The organism is Nioella ostreopsis (assembly GCF_004000255.1).
Taxonomy (GTDB): domain Bacteria; phylum Pseudomonadota; class Alphaproteobacteria; order Rhodobacterales; family Rhodobacteraceae; genus Nioella; species Nioella ostreopsis.
In genome coordinates this window covers 54,174-69,850 of the sequence record NZ_RCIQ01000023.1, presented here as the reverse complement: position 1 = coordinate 69,850, position 15,677 = coordinate 54,174, and the positions used below count along the sequence as shown (strand labels likewise).

At 61.1% G+C, this 15,677-nt stretch carries 11 protein-coding genes; 4 read left to right on the top strand and 7 right to left on the bottom strand.

Annotation, left to right across the window (positions count from 1 at the left end):
* Nucleotides 1–171: 171 nt before the first annotated feature.
* Nucleotides 172–681 carry a hypothetical protein gene (locus EP237_RS19025; protein WP_127562469.1) on the top strand — a complete coding sequence of 170 codons (510 nt, stop codon included), beginning with the start codon at nt 172–174 and terminating at the stop codon, nt 679–681.
* A gap of 292 nt (nt 682–973) precedes the next feature.
* Here the strand turns inward: EP237_RS19025 and EP237_RS19020 are convergent, their stop codons facing one another.
* The 7 genes from EP237_RS19020 to EP237_RS18990 form a co-directional block, all read right to left on the bottom strand.
* Nucleotides 974–2,089, bottom strand: coding sequence for a Gfo/Idh/MocA family protein (locus tag EP237_RS19020; RefSeq protein WP_127562468.1), 1,116 nt, complete (start codon nt 2,087–2,089; stop codon nt 974–976).
* Nucleotides 2,086–3,156 carry a sugar phosphate isomerase/epimerase family protein gene (locus EP237_RS19015; RefSeq protein WP_127562467.1) on the bottom strand — a complete coding sequence of 357 codons (1,071 nt, stop codon included), beginning with the start codon at nt 3,154–3,156 and terminating at the stop codon, nt 2,086–2,088. Before EP237_RS19015 ends, EP237_RS19020 begins: the two co-directional genes overlap by 4 nt.
* Before the next feature lie 120 nt (nt 3,157–3,276).
* The gene (locus EP237_RS19010) at nt 3,277–4,257 is read right to left on the bottom strand and encodes an ABC transporter permease (RefSeq protein WP_071673964.1); all 981 of its coding nucleotides are present in this window, start codon (nt 4,255–4,257) and stop codon (nt 3,277–3,279) included.
* Nucleotides 4,257–5,816, bottom strand: coding sequence for a sugar ABC transporter ATP-binding protein (locus tag EP237_RS19005; RefSeq protein WP_127562466.1), 1,560 nt, complete (start codon nt 5,814–5,816; stop codon nt 4,257–4,259). The genes EP237_RS19010 and EP237_RS19005 overlap by 1 nt, the downstream gene beginning before the upstream one ends.
* A 2-nt stretch (nt 5,817–5,818) precedes the next feature.
* The gene (locus EP237_RS19000) at nt 5,819–6,979 is read right to left on the bottom strand and encodes a levoglucosan dehydrogenase (protein ID WP_071673966.1); all 1,161 of its coding nucleotides are present in this window, start codon (nt 6,977–6,979) and stop codon (nt 5,819–5,821) included.
* 120 nt (nt 6,980–7,099) lie between these two features.
* The gene (locus tag EP237_RS18995; protein ID WP_127562465.1) at nt 7,100–8,221 is read right to left on the bottom strand and encodes a substrate-binding domain-containing protein; all 1,122 of its coding nucleotides are present in this window, start codon (nt 8,219–8,221) and stop codon (nt 7,100–7,102) included.
* A 37-nt stretch (nt 8,222–8,258) separates the two neighbouring features.
* Nucleotides 8,259–9,095, bottom strand: a complete 837-nt coding sequence (locus EP237_RS18990) for a sugar phosphate isomerase/epimerase family protein (RefSeq protein WP_127562464.1) — start codon at nt 9,093–9,095, stop codon at nt 8,259–8,261.
* Between the two features lie 265 nt (nt 9,096–9,360).
* On the opposite strand from EP237_RS18990, the gene EP237_RS18985 reads away from it, so the two are divergent.
* The 3 genes from EP237_RS18985 (at nt 9,361) to EP237_RS18975 (ending at nt 15,513) form a co-directional block, all read left to right on the top strand.
* Nucleotides 9,361–10,707, top strand: coding sequence for an ROK family protein (locus EP237_RS18985; protein ID WP_206052325.1), 1,347 nt, complete (start codon nt 9,361–9,363; stop codon nt 10,705–10,707).
* Nucleotides 10,708–10,721: 14 nt separating this feature from the next.
* Nucleotides 10,722–11,753: a substrate-binding domain-containing protein gene (locus EP237_RS18980; protein ID WP_127562463.1), complete on the top strand. Its 1,032-nt coding sequence runs from the start codon at nt 10,722–10,724 to the stop codon at nt 11,751–11,753.
* Nucleotides 11,754–12,663: 910 nt separating this feature from the next.
* Entirely contained in the window at nt 12,664–15,513 is a 2,850-nt protein-coding gene (locus tag EP237_RS18975) for a DUF3427 domain-containing protein (RefSeq protein ID WP_240661695.1), read from the top strand.
* The last annotated feature ends 164 nt before the right edge of the window (nt 15,514–15,677 follow it).

Here is a 15,677-nt window from a genome sequence, read left to right as displayed (position 1 = left end):
GGAACCGTGAAAAGGTGCTTCCCTCGTAGGGATTTCCGTTCGTCATGCTCGTGTTTCTCCGAATGAATGCAGCGATTGACTGATTCAGTTATACGGGTGGCATCGACGGGAATGCTGAGGGGATGGGTGGGAAATGGGGGTGGGATCGAAGCGCCGACACGAGAATTATCAATGCTCATCTACCACGAGCTCTTGTTCGTTCAGGCAGAGAACGGTGACTGGGATCATATTCAAGCCAAAGTAAAGGAATTCACCAACCATCCAGGCGGCGACGTTGAGTTCGTAGTCGATGGAAACTCTATTGGTGAGGTCCAACTGAAGGCTGTGGCGTCCGAAGCCCAAGTTCTGGAACATTTGGCGCGATACCCTGAGATCGACATCAGGGTGACTGAAGAAGTCGCTGCCATAATGCCAGGTATCGAAAGCTCTGGGTTTTCGAACGAAGAGCTGACACGCGATGTCTATGACAGGCTTTCTGAACTTCAGGGGGATGGTCTTGTAGACGAGATAAGCGAAGGCCACATCACATCAGCGTTGATCAGTTCGGCGATCATTGCAGGCAAGGCTGCTCGGGAGCAGCACCTGCCAAAGTCGCAGATACGCGCATTTCTGGTCGATGCAGGGATTAGAGCGACAACGGCAGCTGTGCTGGACGTGTTGCTTCTCCCTATTACGACGTGACTTCTTCCTGCGAGACGTCCGCTCACTGGAAAAAGTCAAATATCGAACCAATAGGTCCCACTTTTACCCACACCAATCCGCGCTGGGAATAGGGAGGCGCCTAAGGTGCTGAATTCATAAGATATAGGTTGCTAAATGGTGTCCGGCAGTGAAATCAAACCACCGACACGAGAGCTGGAATCTGTCTAACAAAACCCGATCAGACAATATCCCGGCCGCAATCAGTCTGCGCCACGTATCGGCTTATTTGGGCTACAAGCGGCCAACCGACGAAACCTGATGCGTCTTATGTTCAGGCAAGCTGTGTCCATTTGCCGTCCGCAAGGCTGGACCTTATGGCGGCCTGAATGAACCGCATCCCTTCGACACCGTCGTCGAGCGTTGGTAGCAGCGCGAGGTCGGTCCCGTTGCGGATCACGTCCGCGAAGTCGGCGTAGAGTGTCGCGAAAGCTTCGAGGTAGCCTTCCGGGTGGCCTGGCGGGATGCGGATGCCGAGTTCGTCACCATTGGCATCGCTCGTTCCCCGGCTGAGGCGTTGCTTTGCATCGCCGAAGCGGGTGAACCAAAGCGCGTTGGGGTCTTCCTGCCGCCACTCCAGTCCGCCCTTGTCCCCATATAGCCGCAGCGCAAGACCGTTCTCGCAGCCCGGCGCGACCTGGCTGGCCCAAAGCATCCCCTTGGCGCCGCCTTCGAAGCGGAGCATCATGTTCACGTTGTCGTCGACCTGCCGCCCGGGCACGAAGGCCGTCAGATCGGCGCTGAGCGAGTCCAAAGCCAGGCCGCTGACAAAGCGGGCGAGGTTGTAGGCATGGGTGCCGATATCACCGATGCAGCCCCCTGCCCCGGACCGCGCTGGATCCGTGCGCCAGTCGGCTTGTTTATTGCTGGCGGGCTCTGTCAGCCAATCCTGCGCATATTCGACCTGCACCAGCCGAAGCTGCCCAAGCCGCCCCTCAGATACCATCTGCCGCGCATGGCGCACCATCGGATAGCCGGTATAGTTGTGCGTCAGCAGGAAACGCGCACCATTGGCCGGTTGGAGAGCGGCCAGGTCAAGCGCATCATCCAGCGTCGAAGCCAGCGGCTTGTCGCAGATCACGTGGATGCCGGCCTTCAGGAAGGCCTTGGCAGGAGCCACGTGCATATGGTTTGGGGTGACGATGGCGACTGCTTCGATCCCGTCGGCTCGGGCGGCCTCCGCCGCTGCCATATGCTCAAAATCGGTATAGGCGCGGTCCGGGGCGATTCCCAAAGCCTCTGCCGATTGCCGGGCGACCTCTGCGCGAGAGGACAGGGCCCCGGCCACCAGTCGGTAACGCCCATCAAGCCGCGCTGCGATGCGGTGAACCTGGCCGATAAAGGCACCCTCACCACCGCCCACCATGCCCAGTCTGATTGGGTCGCTCATCTTGCCTCTCCTTCACTCACGCCAAGCATGGCCCTGATGGCCGCACGATCCGTGTCGCTGCCCGCGAAGTCATCAAAGGCGGTCTCGGTCACGCGGATGATGTGATCGGCGATAAACCGGGCCCCTTCCCGCGCCCCATCCTCGGGATGCTTGAGACAGCATTCCCATTCCATCACGGCCCAACCGTCAAAGTCCATCGCAGCCAGCTTGGAAAAAATTGCGCGAAAATCGACCTGCCCGTCGCCGAGCGACCTGAACCGCCCTGCCCGCTTCAGCCAGGGCTGGTAGCCGCCATAGACGCCCTGACGCCCGGTCGGATTGAATTCCGCGTCCTTCACATGAACCATCCCGATCCGGTCAGCATAGATGTCGAGGAAATCTAGGTAGTCGAGGCATTGCAGCACGAAATGGCTGGGATCATAGAGGATATGCGCACGGGGATGGTTCCCGACTGCCTCCAGAAACATCTCCCATGTCGCGCCATCATGCAGGTCCTCGCCAGGGTGGATCTCGTAGCACAAATCCACGCCCGCCGCGTCAAAGGCATCGAGGATCGGGCGCCACCGGCGGGCCAGTTCTCCGAAAGCCTCTTCGACCAGCCCGGCAGGTCGTTGCGGCCAGGGATAAAGATAGGGCCAAGCCAGCGCGCCGGAGAAGGTTGCGTGATGGGTCAGCCCCAAATTGGCAGAGGCCCGCGCGGCCTTCAGAACCTGATCACGTGCCCAGTCTGTCCGCGCCGCGGGGTTGCCATGCACCGCCGCCGGGGCAAAGCCACCGAAGGCCATGTCATAGGCCGGGTGGACCGCCACCAATTGCCCTTGCAGGTGGGTTGAGAGCTCCGTGATCTCGACGCCATGCTGCGCCGCCTGCCCCCTCAACTCGTCGCAATAGGTTTGCGATTCTGCCGCCTTGTCGAGGTCGATCAGCCTCACGTCCCAACTGGGCAGTTGCACGCCCTTGAACCCTAGCCCGGCCGCCCATTCACAGATCGCGGAGAAGCTGTTGAATGGCGCGGTATCGCTGGCGAACTGGGCCAGGAAGATCGCGGGACCCTTGATGGTTTTCATGGCTGTTCCTACTCTCGCCTGCCGTAGTCCGGGCAAGCCTTTCCCTTAGCCTGCCGGGGGCAGGTCCGGTCTTTGTCAGTTCGATTGCAGTGGGCGGACAGGCCGCTGTCCGCCCCGGTCTCAGTCCTGTTTGCGGCCCGCTTGGCTGATGGCCACGGCAAGGATGATGATGGCACCGCGCGCGATCAGCTGCTGAGAATACTCGAGGCTCATCAGGATCAGGCCGTTGTTGATCACACCGATCATCAGCGCCCCGACGATGGATCCGATCACGGTGCCCCGGCCACCGAAGAGCGAAGTGCCACCGAGCACCGCCGCCGCGATGACCGACAACTCATCCCCTTCGCCAAGCTGGAACCGCCCCGATTGCAGGCGACCGGCATAGAGCATCCCGGCAAGTGCTGCCGTGGTCGAGGAGATGACGAGCACGCCCATCTTGATCCGCGCAGTGTTCACGCCGGAATAGCGAGACGCGACAGCGTTGCCCCCGACCGACAGAACCTGCCTGCCGAACCGGGTGTGGCGCAGCGTGACATGCCCTAGGATCCCGGCGAAGATCATCCACAGAAGCAGCGAGGGGATGCCGAACGGTGTGCCGCCGCCAAAGAACCCCGCAAAACTCTGGTTCAGAACCGGCACAGCGCGGGTGTCGCTGATCCACATGGCGGCGCCCGTTGCGATGCCCATCATGGCCAGCGTGGTCAGGAAGGTCGGAATGGCCAGTTTTGTGGACAGGAACCCGTTGATCACGCCGACCGCAACCCCGGTCAGAAGACCAACCGCAACCCCCATGACCAACCCGCCCGAGGCGATGGCCAATGCGGTCGTGACCGAGGCCAGTCCGGCAACGGCGCCGACCGACAGATCAATTTCGCCCGAAGACAGGACCAGCGTCATCGCCACCGCCATGACCGCGATGATCGCGCTTTGGCGGAAGATGTTGAGCAGGTTCAGCGGATCGGTGAAGCCACGGTCGTGCAATGTGATGGCAAAGAACACGAAAACCGCGACGAAGCCGAAATAGATGATGTTCTGACGCCAGCTGGATTTGAACCAGCTCACGAGGTCGAAGCCGCCTTGGCGCGTGTCGGTATGGGCCATCATGCGGCTCCCTTCTGAATAAGCAGTTGCAGTCGCTGCTCGGCGCGCTGGAAGGCGCTGCCGGTCAGGGTGTCGACCTCTTCGGGGTCGACATGCAGGTCATGGCGGCTGACCGTTTCGGTCACGCTGCCGTTCTTCATGACCGCGATGCGGTCGGACACGGCCAGAAGCTCGGCCAGTTCGGAGGAAATGAAGATTACAGACTTGCCAGCCGCGGCCAGCGCCCGGACGAGCTGAATGATTTCGGTTTTCGACCCGATGTCGATCCCCGCGGTCGGTTCGTCCATGATCAGGATCTCCGGCAAAGCCGCCAACCATTTGCCGATCACGATCTTCTGCTGGTTGCCGCCTGACAAAGCATTCGCGGGCGATTTGCGGCTGTCGGTCTTGATCGTCATCTTGGCGATGGTTTCATCGGCCAGCTTGGCCCGGCGCTTGCCATGGACCATGATCCGGCCAGAGACTGCCCCCAGAACAGGCAGGGCGATGTTGTCCTCGACGGAATGTTCCAGCACCAAGCCTTGCCGCCGCCGGTCCTCCGGCACCAGCGCGATGCCATGTGCCATTGCATCAGAGGGGCTGCGGATCGACACCGTGGCGCCATTGATCTCGATCTCACCCACGGCGCCTGGCTGCAATCCGAACAGGGTGCGTGCGATCCGCGACCGGCCTGCACCCATCAGTCCGGCCAGCCCCAGAACCTCGCCTGCATGCAGGTCAAGATCGACCGACCCGGGCCGCCCTTCGACCCCGACACCGCGCAGCTTCAGAACCACGTCAGAGGTCGCCGCAGAGTCCGCGATCAGGTCCGACATATCGCGGGTTGCCTTGCCCATGATGTCGGCGATCAGGGTTTCAAGCGTGTAGTCAGCCAGCGGCCGGGTTGCGATCTTGTTACCATCGCGCAGAACCGTTGCGCGAGCCGCGATGCGGAAGATCTCGTCCATCCGGTGAGAGACGTAGACAATCGCCCTGCCCTGTGCCCTGAGCTTGTCCAGCAGTTGGAACAGGATCTCCACCTCAGACGCGGTCAGCGCCGATGTTGGTTCATCAAGGATCAGGACAGACACATCCTGGCTCAGCGCCTTGGCGATTTCCGTCAACTGCTGCTGGCCCGCGCTCAGCGCGCTCACCTCGGCGCGTGGGTCGATATCGACCCCCATCGTGGCAAAGATCTCTCTTGCCTTTGCCACCATCTGACGATCCGAGATCAAGCCAAGCGCATTCGTCGGTTCACGCAGAAGAAAGATATTCTGCGCGACCGTCAGCGTCGGTACCAGGCTCATTTCCTGGAAGATCATGCCGATGCCAAGCTCGGAGGCGAGGCGCGGGGTCAACCCCGACACCTCCTTGCCTCCGACCACGATGGTGCCGCTCGTCGGTCGATAAACCCCCTGAAGGATCTTCAGGATCGTCGATTTCCCAGCCCCGTTTTCACCCAGAAGCGCATGAATCTCGCCGAAGGCAACCGCGAGGTCGACGGATTTCAGGGCGCGGACGCCACCGAAATTCTTGACCATCGCGCGCATTTCGAATGCGTTTGAAGTTGCCTGTGACATTGTCAGACCTCGATCCAGCTCTGGCTTTCGCCCGAGGCGATGATGGCGTCCGCGATCTGGCAGATGCGGAACCCGTCATCGAAACTCGGACTTGGCTGCTCACCCGAAGTGATCGCCCGGAACAGGTCATAGCATTCGATGATCTTGGTTTCACCATAGCCGATGCCAAGGGCCGGGATCGGCCACAGCCCCTCGCCATAGGGATGGGCGGCACCGGTGTAGATCGTGCGGAAACCGCGCACATCGGCGGGATCGTCCGCGAACATGACCTGAAGCGCGTCGCGGTGCTCATAGTCGAAAAGGATCGATCCCTTGGTGCCGTGGATCTCGAAGGTCAGGTAGTTGTTGCGCCCATGGGCGTTCCGGCTGGCCTCGATCGAACCATAGGCACCGCTGGAAAAGCGCAGTTGCGTGATCATTTCGTCGTCCACATCGACGATGCCGCGCTTGGCATTGGCATCGCCGCCACCGACGCCGAGCTTGTCGACATTGCCTTCCTGAACCGGGCGGGTGGGAATGAGGGTGCGGTTGACGGAATTCACCGCCGCGATCTCGCCCACCAGGTAGCGCGCGAAATCGACGACATGGGTGCCGATATCGCCGATGGTGCCGGACCCGGCAACATCCTTCTGGAAACGCCAGGATAGGGGGCTGTCGGGATCGGCGGACCAATCCTGCAGGTAGGTGCCCCGGAAATTGACGATCTCGCCGATGCGGCCTTCGTCGATCAGCTTGCGCGCAAGGGCCACCGCCGGGGTGCGGCGATAGTTGAAGGCAACCATGTGGATCACCCCCGCCGCCTGCACGGCGTCGAGCATGGCCTTGGCCTCCTCGGCGGTGCGGGCAAGCGGCTTTTCACTGATGATGTGCTTGCCGGCCTTGGCCGCCGCGATGGCAATCTCGGCATGGGTGTCATTCGGGGTGCAGATATCGACCACGTCGATATCGTCACGGGCGACGACGGCGCGCCAATCGGCTGACCCTTCCTCGAAGCCGAAGCGGGTGGCCGCCTCGTCGGCGCGGGCCTGGTCGATATCGACAACCACCTTGCGCACCGGAATGGCCGGGGCTGGCCAGAAGAACATCGGCATTGCCGCATAGGCCATGGCGTGGGCTTTGCCCATGAAACCGCCGCCGATCATTGCTACATTCATCGTTTTCATTGCTTCGCTCGCACTTCGGGCGTTTGCGCCCAGAAGGGGCACAGCACGCGGGGTCTATTAGAAAGATTGGGAGAGAGAGGCGGCCAGCCGAGGGAGGGCAGCTGGCCGCCATGTGCAGGGTTACTGCATGCTGCCTACGACGGTGGCAGGCGCCTCGGTCGAGTAGACTTCTTCCCAGGCGTCAAGCAGGTTGTCCTGCATCACTGGCAGGGCCGGCAGCGCGACATAGGCAGGCGCTTCGCGGTCCAGCAGGCCATAGCCGGCCAGGATCGCCTCGGTCACGCCCTGTTCAAACGGGCGCTGTGCGCCGAGACCGTGAATATATCCGCCACGCGCCATGTCGATGGCGACGTTCTCGCCGAGGTCGATGGTGGTGATGATCAGATCGTCCCGGCCTGCGGCACGGGCGGCAGCGATCACGCCTTCGGCGGGAACGTCCCAGACCGCCCAGATACCGTCGATCCCGCGGTTGGAGATCATCATTGCGCTGGCCACACGTTCGGCATCACCGATGAAATCCGGCCCGCCGATGCCCTGCTCGGCGACGATCTCGATATTGGGATAGTTCTCCTCGATGGTGGCGCGGAAAGCGTCATAGCGCTGACGCGTCACGAAGAAATCCGCCGCGTGATAGACGATTCCGATTTCGCCGCCATCTTCGCCAAGGGCCTGTGCCATCAGATGGGCCGATGCAACGCCATTGCCGTAGTTGTCGGCCGACACGACAGAGACATAGTCCTCACCTGCGGTCAGCCCTGCGGGCACGTTGTCCATGAAGACCAGTTCGACACCCCGTTCAGCTGCCATGCGGTAAGCACTCGCGGTTGCGACCGGATCGGTCGGGATCGACACGATGATCGAGGGATTCTGGGCCATGATCGTCTCGATATCGGACATCTGGGTCGCGGCCGAGAAACCGGCATCGGTGACCGCGATCACCTCGATCCCCATGATCTCAAACTGGTGACGAAGGCCGTTCACCTGGGCCTGGCTCCAGTCATTCCCGCCGTAGTGCAGCACGATAGCCGCCGTCGCGTTCATCGCACGGATCGCCTCGAGGTCCGCCTCGCTGAGCGAGATCTCGGAGGCCGCGGTCGGCGCCTCGCCATTGGGTCCGGTGGACAGCACCTGCCCGGCAAGCTGCTCCAGCGCCTCGGCTGCCGATTGCGCGGCGACAGGCGTCGCCCCAAGGATCGCGCCCAGGGCCATGGCCGCAAGACTGGTATGTTTCAGAAAGCTCATTTCGGTCTCCTCCCGAAGGTGATGTTGGATGATAGTGTCAGGCTTTGGCCAGAGCGGCCTTCAGCCAGTCGTAACTTGCGCGCGCACCCGCTGCCGGGTCGGGCCATGTATCGAGTTCGGTGGTGATCCATCCGCTGAACTGCGTGTCTTTCAGCGCCTGGACGATGGCATCCATGTCCAGATCCCCCTGCCCGAGCGGCGTGAAGCCGAAAGGTTCGGACTGAAGCCCTTTGAGGTGAACATAGGTGATGCGGTCGGCCCATTGGCGGATCAGAGCGGGCACGTCGCATCCGCCCGCCGCCAGATGCGCGGTGTCGGGACAGAAGTGAATCTCGGTATGGGCGAAGATTTCCGCGATCTCGTCAGGTGCCTCGGCCAGCGTTGTGAGATGCGGATGATAGTGCGCCTCCAACCCTGACCGACCAGCGATTTCCCGACAGGTTTCAAGGCCGGCCCCAACGGCAGCCCGGTCCTCGGGCCTTGGACCCGAAAGGCGCTTTGCGCCTCCGCCAATGACAAGGTGCATGGTGTCGAATTCAGCCGCAAGGTCTGCGACCCGGCGGATCTTTTCGAATTCTTCCTTGGCGATGTCAGGAAAGATGAGGTTTGCACCGGAGTAGACAGCCAGCAACTCCAGCCCGTTATCAGCCAGTAGCGCTTTCAGCTCGGCTTTGCGGTCCGCATATTCCAGCAGGTTCCCGTCGAAAATTTCCACGCCCGAATAGCCAGCTGCGGCGATATCGGCGAAGGCCTCTTCCATGTCGGCAAAGGTCATGTAGGTCAGGCTACCGATCGAGGTGACGCCGACGGGGTGCCCGCCGAGCGGCCCCCAGCAATTGGCGTGATAAGCCAGCTTCGCAACCATGTCCTGCATCTCCCACATTCTGATAGCGACCACTTTTGTCGCCGTTTCATCTCATAGCGCTCAATATTCAGGCTTCATACGCCTAAGTCAATATATTAAATGCATAAGCATCTTATCTTTTGCTTTTTATCAACATAAGTAATGCATTGTGATGCAACTAACCGCTGTGATATGCAGAACAAGACAACCCCAGAAGGTCTCGCGCCCATGAACCCGCGCTTGGAAACTCAGAATCCTGTCACCCCCCAGCACCGCTCCGAGTCGGGAGGAACCGATGCCTGAGTCCGTCAAGCCGCGCGGAAAGGGGCGCCCGCGCAGTAGCGAAACACCGAACCAGAGCCTGATGACGATCCTGAACCTGGTGCGCCTGGGCACGGCCACCACGCGACAGGAACTGGAACGAACCTGTGAACTCGGCCGGGCAGTCGTTGCAGACCGCCTGTCGACCCTGACCGACCTCGATCTTGTCGATGAAAGCAAGTCGGGCGTTGCAACCGGCGGGCGTGCACCGAAACTCGTCAGCTTCCACCCCAATGCAGGCTGCATCCTGGTCGCAGCGCTGGACCAGACTTCGCTGAGCATCGGCATCGCCGACCTTTCGGGGCGGCTGATCACCGAACATCACGAAGCGTCGGAGCTGTCTCTTGCCCCACGGAGCATCCTCGACCGGCTGGTCAAACTGATCGAGTGGATCCTCCCGCGCCATGCCGATGCCGGCCCGCTCTGGGGCATCGGGCTGTCGGTTCCCGCTCCCGTCCCCGTCCAATCCTCGGAGCTGTTTCTGAGCGAGACCCCCGTCTTCCTTCCCGGCTGGGAAACGACGCCGGTCGTCGAGACTCTCATCGACCGTTTCAAGGCCCCGGTCTGGGTTCGCAGCAGTGTAGAGACCATGACCATGGGCGAACTCACTGCAGGTGACGGAACCGACGTGGACACAATGCTGTTCGTCAAGGTCGGCAAACGCATCGGCGCGGGCCTGACCATGAACCGAACCCTGTTTCGCGGCGCGCAGGGAGCAGCCGGGCTGATCGGCCAGTTGCCCGTTACCGAAGGTGGAAAGACCGGACCTCTGGAAACAATGGCCGGGGCTGACATGATCCAGCGGGAAGGGCTTGCCGCGGTGAAGGACGGACGCAGCAGTTACCTGGCGGACATTCTTGCTAGGATGGAGGAACTGACGCCCTTCGATGTCGCCCAGGCCGCTCAGGCGGGTGACGGGGCCAGCATGGATATCCTGTCGCGCAGCGGCCGCATGATCGGGCATTCCGTTGCCTATCTCGCAACGATGCTCAACCCCGAACTCATTGTCCTGGGCGGCAGCGTGGCGATGACGAACGATACCCTTCTTGCGGCGGTCCGCGAGGTCGTCTACCGAGAAAGTCACCCGCTGGTCACCCGTGACCTGCGGATCATCCGGTCGCAGATGGGCAGTTCCGCCGGGCTCGTCGGGGCCGCGATGGTGGTGACCGAGGCCTTGTTCGACCCGGCCCTCTTGCGTGGATGGATCCTGAGCGGACGCCCAATGGCCCACCCGGAATTCCTCGCCGCAAGAGAGGCCGCGGCCCGTCGCCTGGCCGAGCTCTCCGAAACACCCGCGCCGCCACCGGCGCCATCCATTTGAAGAGGGCAGACACGATGGGTTCCGTTACTCCCCCGACGACACCATCCCAGTCCATATCCGGCCTCGGTCCGCATGGCGAACGGGCATCCGACCCACGGCGTCTTGTCATTACGGCAAGTGACGCGGCAGCGGCCCGCGATGGCGGGTATCGTGTCGCCGTCGTTCTGCACACCCTGTCCGGGAACTGGTCGGAGCAACACCTGGCAGCTATCGCAGGAACGCTTGGTGATGTTTCGATCTCACTCTTGGAAGCGGTCGATTGCCAGTTCGACCCTGACCGCCAGATCGCGGCGCTGGACCGGCTGATCGACCTTCGCCCGGATGCCATCATCTCGTTGCCGGTGGAAAACACCGCAGTCGCCGCCGCGCACCGGCGCGTGGCCGAGGCCGGCATCAAGCTGCTGCTGCTCGACAATGCCCCAACCGGGCTGCTGCCGGGCAAGGACTATGTGTCACTCGTGTCGGCCGACAATTTCGGGCTTGGCCGGACGGGCGCGGAACTCCTGGCCCCGCACCTGCCGCAGAACGCGTCTGTCGGCGTGCTGACCTATGGCGTGGATTTCTTTGCTACGAACCAGAGGGAGATCGCCTTCAGCAAATGGATGGGCGGGCAGCGACCGGATGTGACGCTCAAAACGGCTACGTTTCCCGCGCCGCATCTTGCAGGCGGAACGGCCGAGAGCTTTCTGTCGACCACGCCCGACCTCGACGGGCTCTTCGTGGTCTGGGACGAGCCCGCGGTTCAAGTGCTGGAAACGATGGAACGCCTGGGCGTCTCGATGCCGGTCACGACCGTTGACCTCGGAGAGAAGATGGTGCCGCGGCTGGCTGATGGAACGGTGCTCAAGGGCGTTGCGGCGCAGAACCCCTATTCTCAGGGTCTCGCTATGGCGCAGGTTGCAATCCTCGCGCTCCTCGGGCGCCAAACACCTGCCTGGATCGCCCTGCCGGGGCTTCCGATCACGTCTTCGAGCATATTGGGCGGCTACCAGTCTGTATGGAGAGCCCCTGCACCGGCCGAGATCGTTGAAATGACCACGAGGTAAGCGATGAGGTCATAGGGCACAGTGACCTATTGCACCCTTGAAAGATTCTTGGGACCCGCTTTGCAGAGTTGAGCGCTACGCCCGGGCCCTACGGATTAAGGTTCCTCGAGACAGCTAGTAGCTTATTGGCGGATGATGTCTCCTTGCAGGACTAAGGAGGTATGGAAGTTTCCCGTTGCGATAAATGGTGCCGGGGGCGGAATCGGAAAAACATCATAACCTCTTCATATAAATCACAAAATGATCTCTCAAAATATTCAGACACCCCAACTCCCACCCCCAAGAAAACTCCCATCGAAATTCAAACACTTGATTTATTTATGTGATTCCGGATTTCGGAATCACACAGATGCACTCTACGCACAGCATAGTCCAGCAGAACGCAGGGTAATCTAAGAAACGCCCATCGTCCACCAACGTAGGCGCCCGAGAAAAATACTAGCATGTGGAAACGGCCCATCGCTCTATTCGATCGAATGCCTGACATGCAGGACCAAGCCGAACCTTGGCAAATTGACCAGATAAACTGTTCCGGGCCCTCACCTGACCTTGTCCGCACGCGCGCATGGGTACCCTGATGCGGTGCTTACAATGCTGGGCAGGTAGTTTTCAGAATGCATAGGGCCGTTTTGGCCGTTATCCTGAAAATCCGTTTCCGGCCGAATTTGTTGATTTAGGCGCTGCCCGAGAACATCATAAGCTATTGTTTTTATTGCAATATGTTAGAGGTTGGCGGGGCTTTTTCTTTCAAATTTTTTTTTGGATTTTTTCGGATGTGTGTCCCTCCTTTCCGATGGAGTTGAGGGCCGAAAATAATCGCTCTAGCCGGCACCGCATCACTCCAGCGCCTGGACATCCCATCGGCGATCCTTACCAATGGTCTCAGTAGAAACGATCAATCTGGACGAGTGTGACTGACCCGCGCTTCACCTGCCCGATCTGCATGCACCGTGAGGCCGGATTAATCCCCGCCCCTCGGCATGTGCCCGCGTGGGATGACCTGACCGGCCCGGAACAGATGACCATGCTGGCTGAAGTGGGCACTGCACTTAGTCGCGGCACGGCTAGTTTCGTTGCCTCATCCGATCACGGCCATTTTCACCTGCGGGAAGTTAGTGGCGCGCGTCTAACGACCGGCGGCCACGATCCGCTCCTGCCGTTGCTCGCCGAACGGTTGGACACCGCGCAATCGGTCGACCTTGCCATTGCCTTTGCCATGGACAGCGGCGTGGCCCTGCTCGAGCCGTGGTTCCGTGAACTGCTGGCACGCGGCGGACGGCTCAGGATCGTGGTGGGCAATTATCTCGACACGACCGATCCGACCGCTTTGGCACGACTGCTGGACCTCGGGGGCGCGGAGCTCTTCGTATTCGAAACCGGCGGCCTCGGCTTTCATCCGAAGGCTTGGCTGTTCCGAGCCGCCGATACGCGCGGGGCGGCAATTGTCGGAAGCTCCAACCTGTCCCAATCGGCGCTGACCGATGGCGTGGAATGGAACCTGCATTCCGAAGACGCAGCAGACAGCGTCGGAGCGGCTTTCGAGGACCTCCTAGCACGGCCAGAAGTCAAGCCGTTAACGGCAGCGTGGATCGATGCCTATGCAAAACGTCGCAGGGCGCGGCCGATGCCCGAGTTCACTGCCCGCGTCGTCGCCGAAGAAGGCCCGCCGCCAGAGCCGCACACGATCCAGCAGGAGGCATTGGAAGCGCTCGAGCAGAGCCAATCGAACGGCCACCGAGCCGGGCTTGTCGTGTTGGCCACCGGTCTCGGCAAGACTTGGCTGGCCGCCTTCGACACGATCCGCGCAAGGGCGGGCCGCATCCTCTTCGTTGCCCATCGCGACGAAATCCTGACCCAAGCGATGGCAGCCTTTCGCAAGGTCCGCCCCGAAGCTAAGTTGGGCCGCTACACGGGCACCGAAAAGGAGGCAGATTCAGAAATCCTTTTCGCCTCGGTCCAAACGCTCGGCCGCGTCGGACACTTGCGCCAGTTCGACCGGGACCATTTCGACTACATCGTGGTTGACGAGTTCCACCACGCCGCCGCCCGCACCTATCAGAAGCTGATCGAGCATTTCACGCCCGGCTTCCTGCTGGGTCTGACCGCGACGCCAGACCGGACGGACGGCGCCGACTTGCTTGGCCTTTGCGGCGAAAACCTCGTCTACGAATGCGACCTGTTTCGCGGGATCGACGCGGGTCATCTGTCGCCCTTCCACTATTTCGGCGTGCCGGATGACGTGGATTACGCACAGATCCCCTGGCGCTCCGGCCAGTTCGACCCCACCGCGCTGGACGCAGCACTTGCCACCGAGGCGCGAGCCCAAAACGCGTTCGAGCAATACCGTAAACGTGCAAGCGGCCCCGCGATCGGCTTTTGCTGTTCCATGCGTCACGCCGACTACATGGCGGACTACTTCCGCACCGCCGGCCTGAACGCTGTTGCCGTCCATTCGGGCCAGAGCTCCGCGCCTCGAGCAAGTTCCTTGGCAGCGCTTGGTCGCGGCGAGATCGACGTCCTCTTCGCGGTCGACATGTTCAACGAAGGCGTGGACGTGCCCGAGATTGGAACCGTCCTGATGCTGCGCCCCACCGAAAGCGCGATTATCTGGCTGCAGCAACTCGGCCGCGGCCTGCGCCGCGTCGAAGGCAAGGTGCTTCAGGTGATCGACTATATCGGCAACCACCGCAGCTTCCTGACCAAGGTCACGACACTATTGCAGGCCAGCGCAGGCGATCGCTCGATCTCGACCAAGCTGGACGCGCTTCAGGCCGGGGAATTCCTGATGCCCAAGGGCTGCGAGATCACCTATGAGCTCGAGGTCATCGACATCCTGCGCAATCTCCTTCGCCCGAAGGAAGGCGCTGCGGAGCTCGAAGCCTTCTATATTGACTTCCGGGATCGGAACGGCATCCGCCCGACGGCCGTCGAAGTCTTCCGCAACGGATTCGACCCCCGCGCCTCCGGCCATGGCGGCTGGTTCGATTTCGTGCGGGACATGGGCGATCCATTGCCCGAACGTCCTTTCGCCACTCACGGTCGTCTCTTGCGTGAATTGGAACGGCCCAGGGGTTTGTCCCGATCCGCCTTGACCGGGTTGCGCGACGTAGTAGCCGGGCGACAACCAAGCGATGGCGCGTCAGAGCTGGCCTTCAACCCGCTCCTGGCCCAAGGCAGCGACGGCTTTCGGCTGGCGAGACCTGACGCTTCCGGCGAGTTGGAGCCGCTTGTGCGCGAGTTGGTCGAATGGCGTCTGGCGGAAACGCCCATCGTGCGCGAGGCCGCCGAAGCATCCCCGACCTTTGTCGGCAAGCCACAAGCTCTGGAGCTTTGGCAGCGCTATTTCGTGCCTGACATCGCCGAGTTCTTTGGCGAGGAGTACAAGCAAAACCTCTGGCGCACCGGGATGAAGGCGCTGCCCGAAAAGAAGATCATGATCCTTCTCGCCAATGTCTCAACCCAGGACCTGACTTACGAGAACGCGTTTCTCTGCCCGTCACGACTGAAATGGTTCAGCCAGAACCAGACGCGACAGGATAGCAAGCATGGCCGGATCATCAGCGGTGAAGAAGGTCATGAGGTACACCTCTTCATCCGCCGAGGGAACAAGGTGAACGGCAAGGTCAATCCGTTCATCTATTGTGGGAAGCCCAGGTTCGCCGGATGGGAAGGAGAGAAGCCAATTGAGGTACAGTGGGAATTAGCTACGCCAGCACCGCGCGAGCTTTGGGCGGAGCTCGGAATTCCAAATCAAGACTGATAGCTTAGACAAAATCAATTTAACACTGTCCCTGGTGGCGGAGGAAGACAACGACGTATGGGAACTAGGGAGCGGCAGGGACTGATCTCACGGTTTTTCTCGCGCGGAAGCGACTCTGATCCAGATGAGCGCACGACCGAAATGCCTCCTGCGTCTAGTCACAG